This window comes from Colwellia sp. BRX10-9, assembly GCF_014077405.1.
Lineage (GTDB): Bacteria > Pseudomonadota > Gammaproteobacteria > Enterobacterales > Alteromonadaceae > Colwellia_A.
Map to the genome: position 1 here is coordinate 1 of NZ_JACGVV010000011.1, position 20,297 is coordinate 20,297.

General features: G+C 38.1%; 14 protein-coding genes, 3 tRNA genes and 1 pseudogene. 7 read left to right on the forward strand and 11 right to left on the reverse strand.

The genetic code is table 11. The annotated features are described in order from the left end of the window. Nucleotides 1-522: pseudogene (locus H4J69_RS08440) on the forward strand (hypothetical protein); the annotation flags it as partial. A gap of 641 nt (nt 523-1,163) precedes the next feature. Here H4J69_RS08440 and uvrB read toward each other — a convergent pair. Both uvrB and H4J69_RS08450 read right to left on the reverse strand, forming a co-directional pair. Beyond that, on the reverse strand, nt 1,164-3,161 hold the full coding sequence (gene uvrB / locus H4J69_RS08445) for an excinuclease ABC subunit UvrB (protein ID WP_182222351.1): 1,998 nt from the start codon (nt 3,159-3,161) through the stop codon (nt 1,164-1,166). Next, nucleotides 3,161-4,534, reverse strand: coding sequence for an MATE family efflux transporter (locus H4J69_RS08450; protein WP_182244252.1), 1,374 nt, complete (start codon nt 4,532-4,534; stop codon nt 3,161-3,163). The genes uvrB and H4J69_RS08450 overlap by 1 nt, the downstream gene beginning before the upstream one ends. A 569-nt stretch (nt 4,535-5,103) precedes the next feature. Between H4J69_RS08450 and H4J69_RS08455 the strand changes: the two genes are divergently transcribed. The 3 genes from H4J69_RS08455 (at nt 5,104) to H4J69_RS08465 (ending at nt 5,504) form a co-directional block, all read left to right on the forward strand. Continuing rightward, nucleotides 5,104-5,179, forward strand: a tRNA-Asn gene (locus H4J69_RS08455). 50 nt (nt 5,180-5,229) lie between these two features. Further along, nucleotides 5,230-5,305, forward strand: a tRNA-Asn gene (locus H4J69_RS08460). Nucleotides 5,306-5,428: 123 nt separating this feature from the next. Continuing rightward, nucleotides 5,429-5,504: transfer RNA gene (locus H4J69_RS08465), tRNA-Asn, on the forward strand. Nucleotides 5,505-5,956: 452 nt separating this feature from the next. Here the strand turns inward: H4J69_RS08465 and H4J69_RS08470 are convergent. The 7 genes from H4J69_RS08470 to H4J69_RS08500 form a co-directional block, all read right to left on the reverse strand. After that, a complete protein-coding gene (locus H4J69_RS08470) occupies nt 5,957-6,823 on the reverse strand; it encodes an NAD(P)-dependent oxidoreductase (protein WP_182216280.1) in 867 nt (288 codons plus the stop codon). A 949-nt stretch (nt 6,824-7,772) separates the two neighbouring features. Next, nucleotides 7,773-8,249 (reverse strand): transcription elongation factor GreA, encoded by a 477-nt coding sequence (gene greA / locus H4J69_RS08475; protein ID WP_070376488.1) that lies wholly within the window; start codon nt 8,247-8,249, stop codon nt 7,773-7,775. 118 nt (nt 8,250-8,367) lie between these two features. Next, nucleotides 8,368-11,586, reverse strand: coding sequence for a carbamoyl-phosphate synthase large subunit (gene carB, locus H4J69_RS08480; protein WP_070376487.1), 3,219 nt, complete (start codon nt 11,584-11,586; stop codon nt 8,368-8,370). 31 nt (nt 11,587-11,617) lie between these two features. After that, entirely contained in the window at nt 11,618-12,757 is a 1,140-nt protein-coding gene (carA, locus tag H4J69_RS08485) for a glutamine-hydrolyzing carbamoyl-phosphate synthase small subunit (RefSeq protein ID WP_182241928.1), read from the reverse strand. A gap of 267 nt (nt 12,758-13,024) precedes the next feature. Then, nucleotides 13,025-13,828, reverse strand: coding sequence for a 4-hydroxy-tetrahydrodipicolinate reductase (gene dapB / locus H4J69_RS08490; protein ID WP_182216282.1), 804 nt, complete (start codon nt 13,826-13,828; stop codon nt 13,025-13,027). 38 nt (nt 13,829-13,866) lie between these two features. Further along, entirely contained in the window at nt 13,867-14,289 is a 423-nt protein-coding gene (locus H4J69_RS08495) for a hypothetical protein (RefSeq protein ID WP_182244253.1), read from the reverse strand. A gap of 143 nt (nt 14,290-14,432) precedes the next feature. Next, nucleotides 14,433-15,056 carry an FKBP-type peptidyl-prolyl cis-trans isomerase gene (locus H4J69_RS08500; RefSeq protein WP_182216286.1) on the reverse strand — a complete coding sequence of 208 codons (624 nt, stop codon included), beginning with the start codon at nt 15,054-15,056 and terminating at the stop codon, nt 14,433-14,435. Between the two features lie 220 nt (nt 15,057-15,276). On the opposite strand from H4J69_RS08500, the gene H4J69_RS08505 reads away from it, so the two are divergent. Beyond that, the gene (locus tag H4J69_RS08505) at nt 15,277-16,596 is read left to right on the forward strand and encodes a Na+/H+ antiporter NhaC family protein (protein ID WP_182222355.1); all 1,320 of its coding nucleotides are present in this window, start codon (nt 15,277-15,279) and stop codon (nt 16,594-16,596) included. A 47-nt stretch (nt 16,597-16,643) separates the two neighbouring features. After that, nucleotides 16,644-16,922: a diguanylate cyclase domain-containing protein gene (locus H4J69_RS08510; protein WP_182222356.1), complete on the forward strand. Its 279-nt coding sequence runs from the start codon at nt 16,644-16,646 to the stop codon at nt 16,920-16,922. Between the two features lie 221 nt (nt 16,923-17,143). On the opposite strand, the gene H4J69_RS08515 is transcribed toward H4J69_RS08510, so the two are convergent. Then, complete coding sequence (locus tag H4J69_RS08515; RefSeq protein WP_182216292.1) at nt 17,144-17,602, reverse strand: Rap1a/Tai family immunity protein; 459 nt, start codon at nt 17,600-17,602, stop codon at nt 17,144-17,146. A gap of 261 nt (nt 17,603-17,863) precedes the next feature. Between H4J69_RS08515 and nhaR the strand changes: the two genes are divergently transcribed. After that, a complete protein-coding gene (gene nhaR / locus H4J69_RS08520; RefSeq protein ID WP_182244254.1) occupies nt 17,864-18,772 on the forward strand; it encodes a transcriptional activator NhaR in 909 nt (302 codons plus the stop codon). Between the two features lie 107 nt (nt 18,773-18,879). Here nhaR and H4J69_RS08525 read toward each other — a convergent pair whose 3' ends face one another. Continuing rightward, the gene (locus H4J69_RS08525; protein WP_182244255.1) at nt 18,880-20,076 is read right to left on the reverse strand and encodes a GAF domain-containing sensor histidine kinase; all 1,197 of its coding nucleotides are present in this window, start codon (nt 20,074-20,076) and stop codon (nt 18,880-18,882) included. Nucleotides 20,077-20,297 lie beyond the last annotated feature (221 nt).

Below are 20,297 nucleotides of genomic sequence, written 5' to 3' on the forward strand. Positions count from 1 at the left end.
GTTGTTGAAGCGCCTGTTGTTGAAGCACCTGTTGTTGAAACCACGGTTGTTACCACACCGTTAGTTGAAACAACGATCGTTGAAACGACCACGGTTGATACACCGGTAGCTGAAAAGCCAGCAGTTGAAACTACTGTTGTAGCAACAACTACGGTTGAGACAACAGTAGTTGAGACAACCGTGGTTGAAACAAGCAAAGCAGAAGTTCAACAAGATTTACCTTTTGATGAACCTCAAGTTGCAGAGCAAGAAGTTGAAACTGCAGTTGAAAAGCCAAAGCGCGTTATTTCAAGAAAACCAAGCCCTAAAGTGAGCTCAAAAGCCGGGAAAGTTTCTAGTAAAGGTAGTAAGCCAGGTAAATCATCTGCGCCAATGACTAAAACAGAATCAATTACCACCATGAATGAAGTTCCTACGGACTTCATTGCTAGTGAAGATCGTGTCAAGCATGCTTCATCGGGTAAAATGGCAAGAGTATCTAACGCAGTAAGTCGTAGTGGTGCAGGTCCAACTAAACCATAGGCCTATATAGCGTATATATTTACCACTAGGTAAAATTAAAAAAACCAGTCACTAGACTGGTTTTTTATTGTCTACGATAGAGTAAAACACCCTTTACAAAGCGGTAAAGGGTCGTTTATTGAGATAAAAACGCCTAAGGGAAATTTAAATTGACCTTAATAGAGATGTCTACAGCGATCATAAAATTTTAAATATCATCAAACATCACATAGTTAGCACTAAAGTACCTCTTACTTATAAAACAAGGTTGCAAACAAAGGGTTTTAATTCCTAAAACATATAACCCTTCCGCTGAGATACTCTAAACTTAAACTGAGCTTAATGGGGTAAGATCATCGTCTCATACCATTAATCACCGTTAGATTGGCTTATGAATAAAGGAGCATAAAGTTATTTAAGTTTCAGAGGTAATGTATATGAGTGTTATTTGGAAGAATCATGCAAGTCGACTGGTGGACTTCGTTAATAATAATAACGAAGTTCAAGCACATCTTTATCTTGAACAGCTAATGCTGTTTCCTTTAGATATTCAAGATAAAATAATCAATGACATTAGCCACTTGCCATATTGCAATTGTGAGTCCGTCTCAAACATCATCAGCCAATATATGATGTTTGAGCTTAAGTGATGACAAATCTATTTAACGAGATAGCTGCTGTTCTCTTAATTTTGCCACTTCATCACGTAAATTAGCAGCTTGTTCAAACTCTAGATTTTGAGCATGGTTAAGCATTTCACTTTCAAGCTGCTTAATTTTTTTATCAATATCTTTAATTGATAATATTTTATAATCTGAAGCTTGCTCAGCTACATTTAATAAGGTGTTACTTGAAGATACCGTACCATTATGAAGTGCATCACTAATTTTGCTAATGACTCCCCGAGGCGTAATGTTATTATCAAGGTTGTATTGATGTTGCATCTCACGTCTTCGTTCAGTTTCATCAATCGCTTTTTTCATAGAGCCAGTGATCTTCGCCGCATATAAAATAGCTCGACCATTAATATTACGGGCAGCACGTCCAATCGTTTGAATAAGTGAACGCTCTGAGCGTAAAAATCCCTCTTTATCTGCATCTAAAATCGCCACTAAGGAGACTTCTGGCATATCTAAACCTTCACGTAACAAGTTAATACCAACGAGCACATCAAACTTACCTAAACGAAAGTCACGAATAATTTCAACACGCTCGACGGTATCAATGTCAGAATGTAAATAACGGGCTTTTACATTATGTTCATCTAAGTAATCAGTAAGATCTTCTGCCATTCGCTTGGTTAGCGTGGTCGCTAAAACACGCTCTTGTATCACGACACGTTTTCGAATTTCTGATAATAAGTCATCTACTTGTGTTTCGACTGGACGAACTTCGATGATAGGATCAAGTAAGCCTGTTGGACGAACTAATTGCTGAGCAATTTCATTACCTGACTTTTCAATCTCGTAATTACTCGGTGTCGCTGAAACATAAATAGTTTGTGGCGCTAACGCTTCAAACTCATCAAACTTCATTGGACGGTTATCCAATGCAGATGGCAAACGAAAGCCATAGTTCACTAGGTTTTCTTTACGAGAACGATCGCCTTTATACATAGCACCTATTTGCGGCACGGTTACATGCGATTCATCAATAATTAATAAACCATCGTCAGGTAAATAATCAAATAAAGTCGGTGGTGCTTCCCCTTCCCCACGCCCTGATAAGTAACGAGAATAATTTTCAATACCCGAGCAATAACCCAGCTCTGTCATCATTTCAATATCGAATTGAGTACGTTGCACGATGCGTTGCTCTTCAATTAAGCGGTTATTATCCTTTAAAAAAGTTGCTCGCTCTTTTAACTCGATTTTAATTTTATCTATTGCTGATAAAATTTTATCTCTTGGGGTCGCGTAATGTGTTTTAGGGTATACGGTTACTCGATCTAGCGTGCGGTCAACTTGTCCAGTCAGCGGATCGAACATCGACAAACGTTCTATTTCTTCGTCGAACAATTCAACACGTAATGCCAAACGATCTGATTCAGCAGGAAATATGTCAATAACATCACCGCGCACCCGATAAGTTGCCCGTTGGAAAGCGACATCGTTACGCTTGTACTGTAATTCAGCTAAGCGTCGTAAAATATCGCGCTGGTTGATAATATCGCCAACACTAATGTGTAGCATCATCTTTAAATACGAGTCGGGGTCACCCAAACCATAAATAGCAGACACTGAAGCGATAATGATAACATCTCTACGCTCTAGCAAGGCCTTAGTAGCCGACAAGCGCATTTGTTCGATATGTTCGTTTACAGAGGCGTCCTTCTCTATAAAAGTATCTGTTGTTGGCACGTAAGCTTCTGGTTGATAATAATCATAATAAGAAACAAAGTATTCGACCGCATTATTTGGAAAGAACTCTTTCATCTCACTATAAAGTTGTGCAGCAAGGGTTTTATTAGGGGCAATCATCATTGTCGGACGATTTAAGGTCGCAACTACATTGGCAATAGTAAAGGTTTTCCCTGAGCCAGTAACGCCTAATAGCGTTTGATGCGCTAAGCCATCTTCAATACCATCAACTAACTGTTTAATCGCTGCTGGTTGGTCACCATTAGGGGTGTAATCTGACTTTAAATCCATTGATTTCATTAAGAAACATCCTTTGCTTGGGTAAATTCATGCGGAAATTGTTTATCAAATAAACGGTATGAGATCATCGCCATTATAAAATTGCCAAAGACTCCACCAATGAAAAACCCTTCAAGACCATAATAAACACTGCCTAAATAGGCTAAAGGAACATAACAGACAAAAAGTCGGATAGCGCTAAGCACTAATGCGACTAACGGCTTATGAAGTGCATTAAAAGAAGAATTAGTTAAAATAATGACGCCTTGAAAACCATAACCTAAGGGAAGTATCCAAATAAAAAGTACAATAATATCTGCTACCGCTTGTTCTTTAGAGAAAACATCGGCGATAAATGGCGCAATTAACACCAGTAGAAAATAAATAAGTAATTGTAATACCATGATAAACTTTGTTGATGCTTTATAGCTTGTCTCAACCCTATGCATATTACCAGCACCAAAATTTTGGCTAATAAAAGGAGGTAAAGTCATCGACATAGCCAGCACAACTAAACAAGCTATAGATTCAATACGAGAGCCAACACCAAAGGCTGCAACAGCCGACTCACCATAATTTGCTACAATAGCGGTTAAAATAGCAGCGGCTATTGGCGTAAGCATATTAGCTCCCGCTGCTGGTAAACCGATATGTAAAATACCTCGACTCGACGCAATAAATGTTTTCAAAGGTAACAGCGTAGTGTGAATTAATTGTCGCTTGATACCAACAATATATAAAACCAGTAAGAGTCCAAAAACCCAAGAGATTAGCGTCGCAATAGCCGCACCTTGTATTCCCATGGCCGGTATAGGACCTAATCCAAAAATAAAAATAGGATCTAATATCGCATTAATTAAACCGGCACTGCCCATAATTATGCTTGGCGTTTTGGTATCACCGGATGCTCTTAAAATAGCGTTACCTATCATAGGTCCAATTAAACAAATACTGCCAATAAACCAGATATCCATGTATTGATGAATAAGCGGTAATAAACTTTCACTCGCTCCCAGTAATAAAAAGGTTTCATCAATAAAATAATAACCAACACAAGATATAATACCGACAATTATTGCCGCTAAATATATCGCTGCTGTGCCTGAGTTTTTTGCAGAATCATCATTACCTTTACCTAAGGCTTTGGCAATAACAGCTGATGTGCCAATACCCAAACCTATGGTTAAACTGATCACGGTAAAGGTAATAGGAAAGGTAAAGCTGATTGCTGCGAGAGGTTGTGTACCGAGTAAACCAACGAAAAAAGTATCGACCAAGTTAAAAGTCATTAACAAAACCATACCGTATATCATAGGTATAGTCATACGTTTAATGGTTTCTGCAACAGGGTCTTCGAGTAAATTGATTTTTTTCTTTTTATTTATTTCGGTCATTTAAAGGTAGCTTTTGCTTGTCTTTGCAGGAGAATAGCAAAGTATTGTAAAAGATAGTGATAAGACTCGCTATGTATATATTTTATTTCAACTTCATTTTAATTTTTTATATAAATTTAATGTTAAAAAGAAATAAATAATAACGTTGAAATATCTTTACTTTTGTATAACTCACTGCAAATGGGTATAAAAACTGACGTTGAACAAAAATCACACTAAGATAGTAAAGTAGACAACAAAACTAGCTAAGTCACTGTTATAAATATAAAAAGACAAATCATCTTTATATAGCCATTTAGCTGTAACGTGCATTCTTCACCCAAGTTACGCTTTTTTACACTTTAACTCACAAAGTTATCCACAGATTCAGTGGATAACTTTGTGTAATAGTAACTTATATAGCCCAAGTGTAAAAAAAGCACTGAACTTGAAGATAAAGCAGACTGAGTGTCGACAAAATAAGCAAACAAACAAAATAATGATTTATTTCTACATTTTGTGTTGACAGTTCCGCCACGGACATTTAATATCTCGCCCCGTTAGCCAAGACCCTTGGCAAACAAAACAATTCCTCAATAGCTCAGTTGGTAGAGCAACGGACTGTTAATCCGTTTGTCCCTGGTTCAAGTCCAGGTTGAGGAGCCAAATTAAGATGAGTGGCTTTGAATTTTAAAGCGGCTTTAGAAAAGAACAATTCCTCAATAGCTCAGTTGGTAGAGCAACGGACTGTTAATCCGTTTGTCCCTGGTTCAAGTCCAGGTTGAGGAGCCACATAAGATAAGCCTGCAATTATTTGCAGGCTTTTTTTTATTTGAATGACTACTTCAATTAATTGATAGTAGTGAATAAAAATAGTCGCTTTTCATTATTAAAGGCAACTACATAAAGAACAATTCCTCAATAGCTCAGTTGGTAGAGCAACGGACTGTTAATCCGTTTGTCCCTGGTTCAAGTCCAGGTTGAGGAGCCACATAAGATAAGCCTGCAAATATTTGCAGGCTTTTTTTTACACTAAATTTAATAATCTGAGAAAGCTCAATAGCTCAGTTGGTAGAGCAACGGACTGTGCTCATATAAAGTCAGCGTTTCTCCCTGGTTCAAGTCCATAGCTAAAGAAAGAGCTAAGGAGCCACATAAGATAAGTCTGCAATTATATGCAGGCTTTTTTTTACACTAAATTTAATGATCTGAGAAAGCTCAATAGCTCAGTTGGCAGAGCAACGGACTGTACTTATATAAAGTCAGCGTTTCTCCCTGGTTCAAGTCCATAGCTAAAGAAAGAGTCAAAGAAAGAGCTAAGGAGCCACATAAGATAAGCCTGCAGTTATATGCAGGCTATTTTTTACGCTAAATTTAAGACGTTAATTATACTAATACATTTTTTGGCTATCTTAATTGTCAGACGGCTAGCAAGTTAACTTGTTAATCATCTAGACGAGCGATCAAGCTAGATGTATCCCAACGGCTACCGCCTTTGTTCTGTACCTCTTCATAATAACCGTCTAATTGTTTAGTAATGGTTAAGTCAGCGCCGATCTTTTCTGCTTCACTGAACGCCATAGCTAAATCTTTTCTCACCCAATCGACGGCAAAACCAAAATCAAATTCTCGGGCACACATCGTTTTACCACGATTATCCATTTGCCATGAACCTGCTGCACCTTTAGAAATGGTCTCTATTAGCTTATCAGTATCAAGACCTGCCTTCTGGGCAAAGTTAAGGCCTTCTGCTAAGCCTTGTACGGTGTTTACAAAACATATTTGATTAACCATCTTAGCTAACTGACCCGAGCCCACCTGGCCCATTAATTGACTAAAACGGGCATAAGCATCCATGACGGGTTTTACTTGTTCAAAAATAGTCAAGTCACCACCGGCCATAACCGTTAATACACCATTCTCTGCGCCTGCTTGGCCACCGGATACGGGTGCATCAATAAAGTGCTTTTTTTGCAATTTTGCTAGTGCATCAAGATCTCTTGCCAGCTCTGCTGAAGCGGTAGTGTGATCGACCAAAATAGCGCCAACAGCTAAGCCAGCGAATATACCGTCATCCCCCAAAACAACTTGCCTAACATCATTGTCATTACCAACACAGGAAAAGACGATCTCGCAACCTTGGGCGGCTTCTCTTGGACTTTGAGCTAAACAGCCACCAAACTCTTGCACCCATTGTTCTGCCTTCGCAGTCGTACGGTTATAAACGCAAACATCAAAGCCTGCCTTTTGTAAATGTCCGGCCATTGGATAGCCCATAACGCCTAAACCAACAAATGCTACTTTTTTCATATTATCTCCACGATAAATCAACTCATAAAACCTATATTCTTCATTCATTAAATACTACGAAAAGTTGATAACAATTAATAGTAATCGTTTTATAAACATCATCTTTCTTTGTTATTGACACGATTGGAATTATTCATGCTTTGTTGTAGATAACAAAAACTCCGTCATCCTGAACTGGTTTCAGGATCTAGTCACTTAGATACTGAAACAAGTTCAGCATGACGACTTTAAGATCTAGTGACTTAGATACTGAAATAAATTCAGCATGACGACCTTAGGATCTCGTTACTTAGATACTGAAATAAATTCAGCATGACGACCTTAGTATCTAGTTACTTAGATACTGAAATAAATTCAGCATGACGACCTTAGGATCTCGTTACTTAGATAGAGACATAAATATTATTCTAAACCTGAGCTCTCTCACCTTAACATTGAGGTACTGCTTTTTTGTAGACAACAAAAACTCCGTCATCCTGAACTGGTTTCAGGATCTGGTCACTTAGATACTGAAATTAATTCAGTATGGCGACATTAATATCTCGTTACTTTGATACTGACATAAATATTATTCTAAACCTGAACTCTCTCACCTTAATGCTGAAGTACTGCTTTTTTGTAGACAACAAAAACTCCGTCATCCTGAACTGGTTTCAGGATCTGGTCACTTAGATACTGAAACCAGTTCAGCATGACGACCTTAGGATCTAGTCACTTAGATACTGAAACAAGTTCAGTATGACGACCTTGGGATCTGGTCACTTAGATACTGAAATAAATTCAGTATGACGATCTTAGGATCTCGTTACTTAGATACTGAAATAAATTCAGTATGACAATCTTAAGATCTCGTGATTTAAGTACTAAAATAACAGGGCTTAACATAAAAAAGCCCATTATTTTCATAATGGGCTTGGTCTCTTGTAACTGGGTTTACTCTAGCTGTATATTAAATATATTCGACTGAAACAATCTCATATTCAACAACGCCACCAGGTATGGTGATTTCAACTTCAGAATCAACTTCTTTACCAATTAAACCACGGGCAATCGGTGAGTTTAATGAAATACGACCGGTTTTAAAGTCTGCTTCATCATCGCCAACAATTTTATAAGTGACTTCAACTTCGGTTTCAATGTTTAATAAGGTAACTGTTGTACCAAAAAGCACTTTGCCATGATTGGGTATCTTAGTGATATCGATAACTTGAGCATTACACAGTCGACCTTCAATGTCTTGAATTCGGCCTTCACAAAAGCCCTGCTCTTCTTTAGCCGCATGGTATTCTGCATTTTCTTTTAAATCACCATGTTCACGGGCAACAGCGATATCTTTAACAATACGTGGGCGTTTTTCTGTTTTTAAAACTCTAAGCTCTTCTTTCAGCTGTTCAGCACCAAGAAGTGTCATTGGATATTTTGTCATTTCTCTCTTCTTTTTAAATGATAAAGGTGGCTTACTTAAAAAGTATAACCACCCTTATATAACAATTTTTTATAAAGCATTTATCTCATAATAAATAAATGCCTTACATACTTCAATATTAATTACATTGCTTATGCAATTCTTGTATTGATGTTACCGTATTTCTATCATCAGCTGCATGAGATTGGCATGTTGCAAATGCTGCGTTCAAAGTAGTCGTGTATGCCACTTTATAGCGCAATGCTCCTCCACGCAAGACTTTAGAATCTTCAATCGCTTTACGACCTTCTGTGGTGTTAATAATATAGCTATATTCACCATTTTTGATTCTATCAAGAATATGCGGACGACCTTCTTGTACCTTATTAACTAAGCGACATGGAATATTAGCTTCACCTAGGATAATCGCTGTGCCATGAGTAGCATCGACGTCATAACCTAAAGCGACCAACTGTTTCGCTAAATCAACCACACGTACTTTATCACTGTTACGAACAGAGATTAACGCACGACCTGATTTAGGCACAGATACACCAGCACCTAAACAAGCTTTTGCGTATGCTTCTTCAAATGTCTTGCCAACGCCCATCACTTCACCCGTAGAGCGCATTTCAGGACCAACCAAAGGATCACTACCATGAAACTTGTTAAACGGAATAACCACTTCTTTCACTGAAAAGTATGGTGGAATAATTTCTTTCGTTATCCCTTGTTCTCTTAGTGACTTGCCAGCCATGACACGTGCGCCAATTTTAGCTAGTGGCACAGATGTCGCTTTAGAAACAAACGGTATGGTACGTGCAGCACGAGGGTTTACTTCAATAATGTAAACTTCGTTATCTTTAACCGCCATTTGTGTGTTCATTAAGCCAATAACGCCTAACTCAAATGCTAAGTCGGTAACCTGCTTGCGCATAACATCTTGGACTTCTTGGCTTAAGCTATAAGCTGGCAATGAACATGCTGAGTCACCTGAGTGAACACCCGCTTGTTCAATGTGTTGCATAATACCGCCAACAACAACGTCAGTACCATCACAAACAACGTCGATATCGACTTCAATCGCATCATCAAGAAAATGGTCAAGCAAGACTGGTGAATCATTTGAAACACTAACAGCTTCTGTCATGTATCGACGTAAATCATCTAGGTCATAAACAATTTCCATCGCACGACCACCTAAAACATAAGATGGACGAACAACTAACGGAAAGCCAATACCTTCAGCTTTAGCCATTGCTTCTTCTAATGAAGTCACCGTCGCATTTTCTGGTTGTAATAAACCTAAGCGTTCAACGGCTTGTTGAAAACGCTCTCTATCTTCTGCTCTATCAATTGCATCAGGAGAGGTACCAATAATAGGCACTCCGGCTGCTTCTAAAGCACGCGCTAATTTAAGCGGTGTTTGACCACCGTATTGCACAATAACGCCTTTAGGTTTTTCGATACGAACAATTTCAAGAACATCTTCAAAAGTGATAGATTCAAAATATAAACGGTCTGATGTGTCGTAATCGGTTGAAACAGTTTCAGGGTTACAATTGACCATGATAGTTTCATAACCGTCTTCGCGTAATGCTAATGCCGCATGTACACAACAGTAATCAAATTCAATACCTTGACCGATACGGTTTGGACCGCCACCTAAGATCATAATTGATTCTTTATCGGTTGGGTTTGCTTCACACTCTTCATCGTAGGTTGAATACATGTAAGCTGTATCTGAACTAAATTCAGCCGCACAGGTATCAACACGTTTGTATACCGGGAAAATATTAGCTTTATGACGTTTTTTACGCACTTCAGCTTCGGCTATACCAATTAAATCGGCAAGGCGAGAATCAGCAAAACCTTTACGTTTAAGTTTACGCAAATAGTCGGCGGTTAATATTTTTAAACCGCCGGCAGCAACTTTAGCTTCTTCTAAAACGATATCTTCGATTTGAATAAGGAACCAACGGTCGACCATAGTTAAGCGATAAATATCATCAACTGATAAACCTAAGCGAAACGCATCAGCGATATACCAAATACGGTCAGCGCCAGCTTCTTGAAGTTCGTGCATAATTTTAGTTTTAGCGCCCGGCTGAGTAACATCAACCATAGAGTCAAAACCATTTACGCCGACTTCTAAGCCACGTAACGCTTTTTGTAATGATTCTTGTTGGTTACGGCCAATGGCCATTACTTCGCCAACTGATTTCATTTGCGTGGTTAGACGGTCTTCACAGCCAGCAAATTTTTCAAAATTAAAACGTGGAATCTTAGTAACAACATAATCAATAGTCGGTTCAAATGACGCTGGAGTTGCGCCGCCGGTAATATCGTTAGTTAATTCGTCAAGCGTATAACCGACCGCTAATTTTGCAGCAATCTTAGCTATTGGGAAACCTGTTGCTTTTGAAGCAAGTGCTGATGAACGTGAAACACGTGGGTTCATCTCGATAATAACCATGCGGCCAGTGTTAGGACAAATACCAAACTGTACGTTAGATCCGCCTGTTTCTACGCCAATTTCACGTAAAACCGCAATCGATGCATTACGCATGATTTGGTATTCTTTATCAGTTAACGTCTGTGCTGGAGCAACCGTAATAGAATCACCGGTATGAATACCCATAGGGTCAAAGTTTTCAATCGAACAAATAATAATACAGTTATCATTTTTGTCGCGAACCACTTCCATCTCATACTCTTTCCAACCAATTAATGATTCATCAATCAATAATTCAGAGGTTGGCGAGAGATCTAATCCACGAGTACAAATTTCATGGAACTCTTCGCGGTTATAAGCGATACCACCACCGGTACCCCCCATAGTAAATGAAGGTCGAATGATACAAGGAAAGCCTAATATTTTACTAGCGGCGTGCGCTTCTTCAATCGTATGAACAATTTCAGCATTTGGCGTATCTAAGCCGATTGCTTTCATAGCTTTATCGAAACGAGAACGATCTTCAGCTTTATCAATCGCATCAGCTGTTGCGCCGATCATTTCAACATTAAATTCTTTTAATACGCCTTTTGCTTCAAGTTCTAAAGCACAGTTTAAAGCGGTTTGCCCACCCATAGTCGGTAAAACCGCACAAGGACGTTCTTTTTCAATGATCTTGCGCACAACTTCCCAGTGAATAGGCTCAATGTAAGTTGCATCGGCCATTTCAGGGTCTGTCATGATAGTTGCAGGGTTTGAGTTAACTAAAATAACTCGGTAGCCTTCTTCACGAAGTGCTTTACAGGCTTGTGCGCCTGAATAATCGAATTCACATGCTTGACCAATAACAATTGGGCCAGCGCCTAAGATCAAGATACTTTTTAAATCGGTACGTTTTGGCATTTTTCAGTTCTCTCTATATCTTGTTTAAGGGCTAAGCTTTGGCTTCGTTCATTAAATCGATAAAATGATCAAATAATGGTGCCGCATCTGCAGGACCAGGACTTGCTTCAGGATGACCTTGAAAACTAAATGCAGGCTTATCGGTGCGATGTACACCTTGAATTGATTGGTCAAATAATGACACATGCGTTACTTTCAAATTCGCGGGCATTTTATTTTCATCAATCGCAAAACCATGGTTCTGCGCAGTTATCATCACGACATTACGTTCAAAGTCTTTCACGGGGTGATTGCCACCGTGATGACCAAATTTCATTTTAATGGTACCCGCTCCACTGGCTAAGCCAAGAAGTTGATGACCTAAACAAATACCAAAGATTGGCGTTTGTGTTTCTAAAAATGATTGAATAGCAGAAATCGCATAATCACAAGGCTCTGGATCGCCTGGGCCATTTGATAAGAATATGCCATCTGGATTCATTGCTAAAACATCAGCGGCTGGTGTTTGTGCTGGCACTACTGTTACCTTACAACCACGGTCTACTAACATACGCAAAATATTGCGTTTGGCACCAAAATCGTAAGCAACTACATGAAACTTCGAGTTTTCAGGGGTAATATGACCTTTTCCTAATTCCCAGCTACCTTCTGTCCATTGATATTGTTCTTTGGTTGAAACAACTTTCGCTAAATCCATGCCTTTAAGACCTGGAAATGCTTTTGCTTGAGCTAAAGCGTCTGTTTCTGCAGCCTCAGACATTGTATCTATGGTCATGATACAACCGTTTTGAGCACCTTTCTCCCGAAGAATACGTGTTAGTTTACGCGTATCAATATCAGCAATACCTAAAACATTACGTGCCTTTAGGTAGTCGCTTAAATTCTGTTCATTTCGAAAATTACTCGCTAATAGCGGTAAGTCACGAATAACTAAACCTTTTGCCCAAATAGTGTTTGATTCTTCATCTTCACTGTTGGTACCTGTATTACCTATATGCGGGTAAGTTAGGGTAATAATTTGCTCTGCATATGATGGGTCGGTAAGAATTTCTTGGTAACCGGTCATTGAAGTATTGAATACTACTTCACCAACAGCCGCTCCGTCTGCACCAATAGCGGTGCCTTTAAATACAGTGCCGTCTTCAAGCACTAAAATGGCAGATTTAGTCAATTTAACCTCCGTAAAGAAGAAAGAAGCTTAACGATGCAACTAAAAAACATCATTAAGTACAAATTACGTGTCGGCTGTTTCCTAATGAAACACCCATAAAAAATGCCAAAAATTTCGTTATTACTAACAGAACTACTAAATTTTTGACAAAATCCACTTATTTTACGCTTGTATCACATGTTCGTCTAGCGATAATTGTAAAAACTAAGCGTTTAATTGAATATTCAGTTAAAACAGCCAAAAGTAACTGTTTTCTCTAAAAATAAATTACTTCAAGCCTAAAACATCTTGCATATCATAAAAACCATTATCTGCTTCACTTAACCAGAATGCGGCTCTCATAGCACCTAATGCGAAAGTCATTCTTGAACTTGCGCGATGGGTGATTTCTAACCGTTCACCAATATCAGCAAAAAAAGCGGTGTGCTCTCCAACGATATCTCCAGCTCTTACTGTCGCAAAACCTATGGTTTCTTTATCACGTTCTCCTGTGATACCTTCGCGACCATAAACAGCCACTTTATTTAAGTCTCTACCTAAAGTGTCTGCTATAACTTGCCCCATTTTTACTGCTGTACCTGATGGAGCATCTTTCTTAAATCTGTGGTGTGCTTCAAATATTTCTATATCAGTATAGTCACCAATTGCTTTTGCGGTAACTTCTAGTAGCTTAAACATTAAATTAACACCGACACTAGTATTTGGCGCTAAAATCACCGGCATAAGTTCGCCTGCTTTTTCAATAATACTCACTTGCTCGTCACTGAAGCCCGTGGTACCAATAACGAGAGCTTTATGATGTTGTTGACACCATTTTAGGTTGTCTAAAGTGGTTTGAATAGCCGTAAAGTCAATAAAAACATCAGCATCGAGTAAGTCGTTTAAGTTAGTTGCTGTTTTTTGGCCAATAGCACCAATACCGGCGAGTTCGCCTAAGTCAAAATTAACAAACGATGAAGACGCTCGAACCGTACCACCAACAAGTTCAATAGACTTATGCTCAACGGCTGCTTGAATTAAGTTACGGCCCATACGGCCGCTGCATCCTAAAATGGCTACTTTTACTTTCATTTTAATCTCTATAAAATTATTTTATCTACTAGATTACTTTAGCGTACTAACGCTAATGGCAATGCTAATTCAATACTATTGGATAAATCGTGTGAAACAACACTCATTATTTTAAACTGCTCATCTATCTTAACTACATGGAAAAATGCGGTAAAATCAGCAAAAACTTGATCTTTGTCATCAAAGAAAGCCCAATCAACACATATATCGATAGACGAATTATCTGCATAATTATAACTTGCTGTAATTGGTATTATCTTTCGGGTTTTTGCATGCGTTAAAACAGTAAAAATATCTTTAAACTCTTGATTGAAACTTTCACTATTCACTAAATAAGCAATTTTATCTGGGGTATGTAATGTACAAGGTAAATGATAACAAGCGCGGGCTGCCTCTAAATCACAATGTTCAAAGGCAGTAATATAATCTTTAAATAATTTGATCAGTGCTTGCTCTAACATACATCCCTACTTGATTGCTTTGTTATGGTTAATCACTATGGGTTTATATTTTATTATTTTAGCGTATTCGTCGTTCTTTGCCATCTATGGCATCACGACATACAGGCATAAAAAAGCCCTCAACGGAGGGCTTTAAAAACTAATTAGCTAACAATTGCTAATAATTCAACGTCAAATACTAACGTTGAATAAGGTGGTATAGCACCTTGTGAGCCTTGCTCACCGTATGCCAAATGGTAAGGAACGTATAAACGCCACTTAGAACCTTCGGTCATTAACTGTAATGCTTCAGTCCAACCTGGGATAACACCACCAATTGGGAATTCAGCAGGTTGACCGCGATCTACAGAACTATCAAAAATGTCGCCATTGATGAAAGTACCATGATAATGAGTACGAACTGTGCTTGCTGCTGTTGGCTTCTCGCCATCGCCTGTTGCTAAAACTTCATATTGAAGGCCAGATTCAGTAACAGTTACTTCATCACGCTTAGCATTTTCAGCTAAGAATTTTTCGCCTTCAGCAGACATTTCTTTAGCTGCGGCTTGTTCTAACTCTTGCATTTTTTTAGAAACAACAGAAAACGCGGCATTTAAATCTTCGTCTGATACTTGGCTTGCTGAATTAGCAATAGCATCGGCCAAACCTGCTTGTACAGCAGATACGTCAAACTCTTTAAAAGGGTTATTACGTAATTGATCACCTAATTGACGACCTACGCCGTAACTTACACGTTGCTCAATTGTTTCAAATGTATTCTCTGACATGATATTCCTTATGTTTTCGCCGACACAGTTATTGTGTAAAAATGGCAATTAGATAAAAATTCGCGATAGGATAACATAAACAGCTACTGGTCTGTAGCTTGAACTTAAGACATTTGGTTATTTTATATAATTTCCGGTTATGGCTATGCTTTCGTTATTATTTTGCTATCGATTTAGTTTACGATAGACTAGCGTTAACTTAATGTTAAAGATAAATTTTATGAATAAAGATATCGTTATTTCTTCTCCAGAGAAGCGTTTACTTAGCCTGTTACCTTTTGGGGTTTTTCTTGGTTTATTTCTGGGCACCGGTATTGTCCTTACCCTACAAGGCGTTGAGTTTGCTTTTTATCAACTCCCCGCCAGCATCGCTATTATTCCAGCCATCTTAGTGGCTATATATTTAGGTAAAGACAGTATTAATGATCAAGTAAGCCAATTTATTTCTGGAGCTGGCCATGCAAACATTATTACTATGTGTGTTATTTATCTACTCGCCGGTGCTTTTGCAACAGTTGCCAAAACAACTGGGAGTGTTGATGCGAGCGTTCAGCTAGGTTTATCTTTTTTCCCTGATTACTTATTACTGCCAGGCTTATTTTTAGTTGCGGCTTTTATTGCTACCGCCATGGGTACTTCAATGGGCACCATCGCTGCGATTGCGCCGGTGGCATTAGGCTTTATAGAGTCTGCTGATTTAGACGCTTCAATTGTTGCTGGCTGTATTATTTCAGGCGCTATTTTTGGCGATAATTTATCAATAATATCTGACACCACCATAGCATCGACGCGCAGTCAGGGTGCGCACATGAAAGATAAATTTAAAGTCAATTTTAAATTTGCCGTACCTGCGGCAATTTTATGTCTCATTATTTATGCTTCAATGGGAATTAGTATTCCGCATGAACAAACCCAAGATATTAACGTACTTGGCTTACTACCCTATTTGGTCATACTAACGTTAGCGTTAATGGGTCTTAATGTGTTTGTCGTATTAATTGTTGGTATTATCCTCGCGGCTGCAATAGGCATGTACGACAATGGCTATCAATTATCGGCATGGGTCAGTGATATCAATGCTGGCTTTGCTAGTATGCAAGACATTTTCATTCTTTCGCTGTTTATTGGTGGTTTAAGCGAACTGATCAAACGCCAAGGAGGCTTAGCCGCGCTAACCCATGCAATTGAGCACTTTGCGCGAAAGCTCAACCCCAACAATAAAAAACGTGCCGCCGGTTTAGGTATCGCTTCGTTAGCATTTACTTGTAACTTTTTTACCGCAAATAATACCGTATCAATTATTGTTACTGGTGAAACAGCGAAAGAGTTAGCAGAAGATGGACAAGTCAGCCCAGCACACTCGGCAAGTTTATTAGATATTTACGCTTGTATTAACCAAGGTTTACTGCCTTATGGTGCGCAAGCTTTACTGCTAGGAGCAACCTTGAAAATATCACCTATTGAAGTGGTATCAAGTGCTTTTTATCCGATGATCTTGCTAGTTGTCGCCAGCATAGCTTTTTGGCGCATCACTAAGTAGCTTACCAATATTAGGCTTTCGTTACTCTATTCTAGATTCTTGCGTGATTGACTCGTTTAGGAGGTGATGAATTTACCATTATATTAAAAGACGTTGTTTGTATTAGTGAAATTAATGAGGTAACCGAGCGTATTTTAGCTAAAATGAACGAACCCTATATTATTGATAAGTTATCTTTATATTGCCACGCAAGTGTTGGAATGGCATGGAATAAAGATAAAACTAGCTCACCGGAATTACTGATGCAACAAGCTGATTCGGCTATGTACCAAGCGAAGGAAAAAGGTAAGCAGAGTTGTCATACTTTTAATTACACAACTCACTAAATATTAGCTAACTGCTAATATAACAGCCCTTTAAGCATTACGGGTTATTGAGCAATAATTCAAGTTTGTTGGCAACAATAAAAATGCCAAGTTAACGACATAGCTCTATCGGCACTAAACAACAGTAAATAAGACGTTATAACGTGATTATCGATAAGTGAAACACCAAAGTAGCGAAGTGCTCTACATGCCGCTAGACAGCGATTTATCTGCCTTGATGATCAACATGGAAATTCTGAAACTAACGCTTCAAATAATACCTCTTTCAAAGATTTCGTCTGTAAGTCATCTATTTTCATCGACTTGGCTACTTTAGAGACCACTTTCCTTCGGTCTTCTTCAAGAGGAATGCAAAACTCATGTTCACCGCCTTTCTCTGTCAATGATGACCTCGCTGTAACACGAGTATTGTAGGCTCTTTTGACAAAATCACTGACTGGCGCTCGAGGATTATCAATTAACGCCTCTGGTTTTACTACCGCACTTTCTGAAAGCAAAGATGAATCGATAAACCCATCGATATAAAGTTTGCATGGATTAATTTCACTACGGTCTATACCCTGTTGGTATGCTTTACACGATTTAATAATATCAGACTTAAAGTCGGCAAATACTGAGCCACTTGCTAATAAAAAACCAACGAAAATAAATTTAGCTATAAAATTTTTAGTGAACTTCATTGTTAAAATCCCTTAATTCAATTAATTTTCCAGATAACCACTCGTATTAATATTCTGCAAGTAATGGCAAAAACTACAATAATAGCCAACTTTAGTGCTTAACCATCCTAACCTAAGCAGTTTTATCTTTCTAGATATTTTACAATCCGAAAGTAAAACAATAAAAGCTGTTTGTTGTTACTTCTTTATTAGAAAAAAGTTGACAAAAAATCTAAGGATTATTATTTTTAATAGCTATAGGTAAATCATTAAGAGAACATTATGGCCAAACTAAACTATCACCACCTACAGTATTTTAATGCGATAGTAAAACATGGCAGTATTGCCCAAGCATCAAAAATTATTCATATAACTCCGCAAACGTTGAGTGCCCAACTCAGTACTTTTGAAGATCAATTAGGCTACCTGTTATTTGAACGAAAAGGGAAACGTTTAGTGCTGAACGAAATGGGACGCTTGACATATAGTTATAGCGAAGAAATCTTTAGTTTAGGAGACGAATTACTTTATTCACTTAAAAATCACTCAGCAGATTTTGCTTCCCGCTTTTCAATAGGTGTTACAGATGTGATAGCAAAAGTATTTTCTTTTCATTTCCTAAAGCAAATTTATACCATGGATAGTTCGATAAAATTAATCTGTAAGGAAACGAGTTTAGAGGTATTACTTGGAGAGTTGGCGATAAATAAATTAGACGCGATATTAACTGATACTCCCCTGCCTACGACTTCCCCGTTAAAGGCATATAGCCATGCTATCGGAAAAAGCGGTTTTAGCTTTTTTGCTCACCAAAGTTTGGCTGATAAATTACAGGCTAATTTTCCTTACTCACTCGATGGACAATCATTTTTCATTGCTGGTGAAGGTACAAATCAACGTTTAAGTGTACTTTCTTGGTTTAATCAATTGAGTATCTCGCCATTAATTATTGGAGAGTTTGATGATTCGATATTAACTAAGTATTTTGGTCAGGCGGGTTATGGTGTTTTTTGTGCCCCAACAATTATTGAAGATCACGTTATGGAACAGTTTAACGTGAGCATTATCGGAAAAACCAATGATATAACCGAACATTACTACTTGATCTCACCCGAACGTAAAGTCAAACATCCAGCGGTTCAACATTTATTAACCGAAGGCAAAAAACTATTTAAACAACCAATGGCTTAAACTTATTAAATAGTTAGCAAAATAAAGCCCCTAGATGGGGCCTTAGTAAACGTCTTTATTTTTCAATATTTATACGATTCTAAAGCCGTCATTCATTTAGTTAATTATTATTCAGCAGTTTTTGGAAAATTAAGGGTTAATTTAGCACCACCAGTATAGGTTTTATCTAGAGAGAGATAACCTTGCTGCTTGCGGGCAAAATCACCACATAAACTTAATCCTAAGCCATGACCTGATTCACCTTGAGTACCGCACTGACTAGCAACACAATCACTAAATAGTTGGTCTTGTATATTTTGAGGAACACCTTCACCAGTATCTGTTATAACCAGTTTAACCTGGCCATCACTAGATTTAGCTTCAATGTCGATACTGCCATGCTCTGGCGTATATTTAATGGCGTTTGCTAATAAATTACGAATAATAGTTTTTGTTAAATTAACGTCCGCCATCACAGTAGTATTTTCATTGATGTTGTGTTTAATACTGATTTTTTTTAAATTGAAACTTTCTGTCATCAAGTCGAGCGTTTCTATTAACAGTGGCTTTAACGCTATCGTTTTTAATTCCGCATGAACGGCGCCTAATTGATTACGCGACCATTGCAAAATTTCGTCTAGTAGCTGATAAAAAGTCAGTGACGACTCTAAAATCCCATCGGCCATTTCAGCAATAAGCTCAGGCTCAAGAGTGTCTGCATTTTCATGCAAAACTTTTGATAATCCTAAAATACCATTAAAAGGAGAGCGTAAATCATGAGACAAAATGGCAAATATTTTTTCTTGATCTGCTTGCATACGCTCTAACTGACGGTTACGTAGTCTTAGTTCTAATTGGCTAACCACTTGTTTTGCTAAAGTGTTTAATGCTAGCTGTTGTTTTTCATCCAGTTTATGGGGAACTGTATCAATAACACATAAGGTGCCGATAGGCATGCCGTTTGTACTGACCAGTGGTGCTCCCGCATAAAAACGAATATCTGGAGCACCTGTTACCAATGGATTATCGACAAAGCGTTCATCCGCTAAGGTATCAGGTACTTCAAAAACGTCATCTTGTAAAATAGCATGTGAACAAAAAGCGATATTCCTTGGCGTTTCCTGAGCATTAAGACCTACTCGAGATTTAAACCACTGGCGGTCTTTGTCGACAAGAGAGATCAGAGAAATAGAAGTACCACAAATGGCGCTAGCCAACTGAGTAAGTTCATCGAGCATCTTTTCATCTTCAGTGTCTAATACTTCGTATCTGAGTAATTCATCAATACGTTGTAATTCTTCGGGGTGCAGCTCAGCACTTATCATAATACGCAAATCCTTAGGTTGCATTAACTACGTTTATAGGAAAAACAGAAGATTACATTAAACTATATTCCAATGACTATAGCGTATTTTACCATGTTAAGTTCTGATATTTAACTGTTTAAACAAAAATCAATAACATTTGTAGCAGTGTTACTAAAGCCAGCCATCAATATAATTATAATACGTTTCTCAATTAGAGGTAAAAGAATCAATTACTGCTG

Excerpts from the sequence above, each read along its gene's own strand:
- uvrB (WP_182222351.1), bottom strand. The coding sequence starts at position 3,161 with ATGAAATCAATGGATTTAAAGTCAGATTACACCCCTAATGGTGACCAA.
- H4J69_RS08450 (WP_182244252.1), bottom strand. The coding sequence starts at position 4,534 with ATGACCGAAATAAATAAAAAGAAAAAAATCAATTTACTCGAAGACCCT.
- H4J69_RS08470 (WP_182216280.1), bottom strand. The coding sequence starts at position 6,823 with ATGAAAAAAGTAGCATTTGTTGGTTTAGGCGTTATGGGCTATCCAATG.
- greA (WP_070376488.1), bottom strand. The coding sequence starts at position 8,249 with ATGACAAAATATCCAATGACACTTCTTGGTGCTGAACAGCTGAAAGAA.
- carB (WP_070376487.1), bottom strand. The coding sequence starts at position 11,586 with ATGCCAAAACGTACCGATTTAAAAAGTATCTTGATCTTAGGCGCTGGC.
- dapB (WP_182216282.1), bottom strand. The coding sequence starts at position 13,828 with ATGAAAGTAAAAGTAGCCATTTTAGGATGCAGCGGCCGTATGGGCCGT.
- H4J69_RS08495 (WP_182244253.1), bottom strand. The coding sequence starts at position 14,289 with ATGTTAGAGCAAGCACTGATCAAATTATTTAAAGATTATATTACTGCC.
- H4J69_RS08500 (WP_182216286.1), bottom strand. The coding sequence starts at position 15,056 with ATGTCAGAGAATACATTTGAAACAATTGAGCAACGTGTAAGTTACGGC.
- H4J69_RS08505 (WP_182222355.1), top strand. The coding sequence starts at position 15,277 with ATGAATAAAGATATCGTTATTTCTTCTCCAGAGAAGCGTTTACTTAGC.
- H4J69_RS08515 (WP_182216292.1), bottom strand. The coding sequence starts at position 17,602 with ATGAAGTTCACTAAAAATTTTATAGCTAAATTTATTTTCGTTGGTTTT.
- nhaR (WP_182244254.1), top strand. The coding sequence starts at position 17,864 with ATGGCCAAACTAAACTATCACCACCTACAGTATTTTAATGCGATAGTA.
- H4J69_RS08525 (WP_182244255.1), bottom strand. The coding sequence starts at position 20,076 with ATGATAAGTGCTGAGCTGCACCCCGAAGAATTACAACGTATTGATGAA.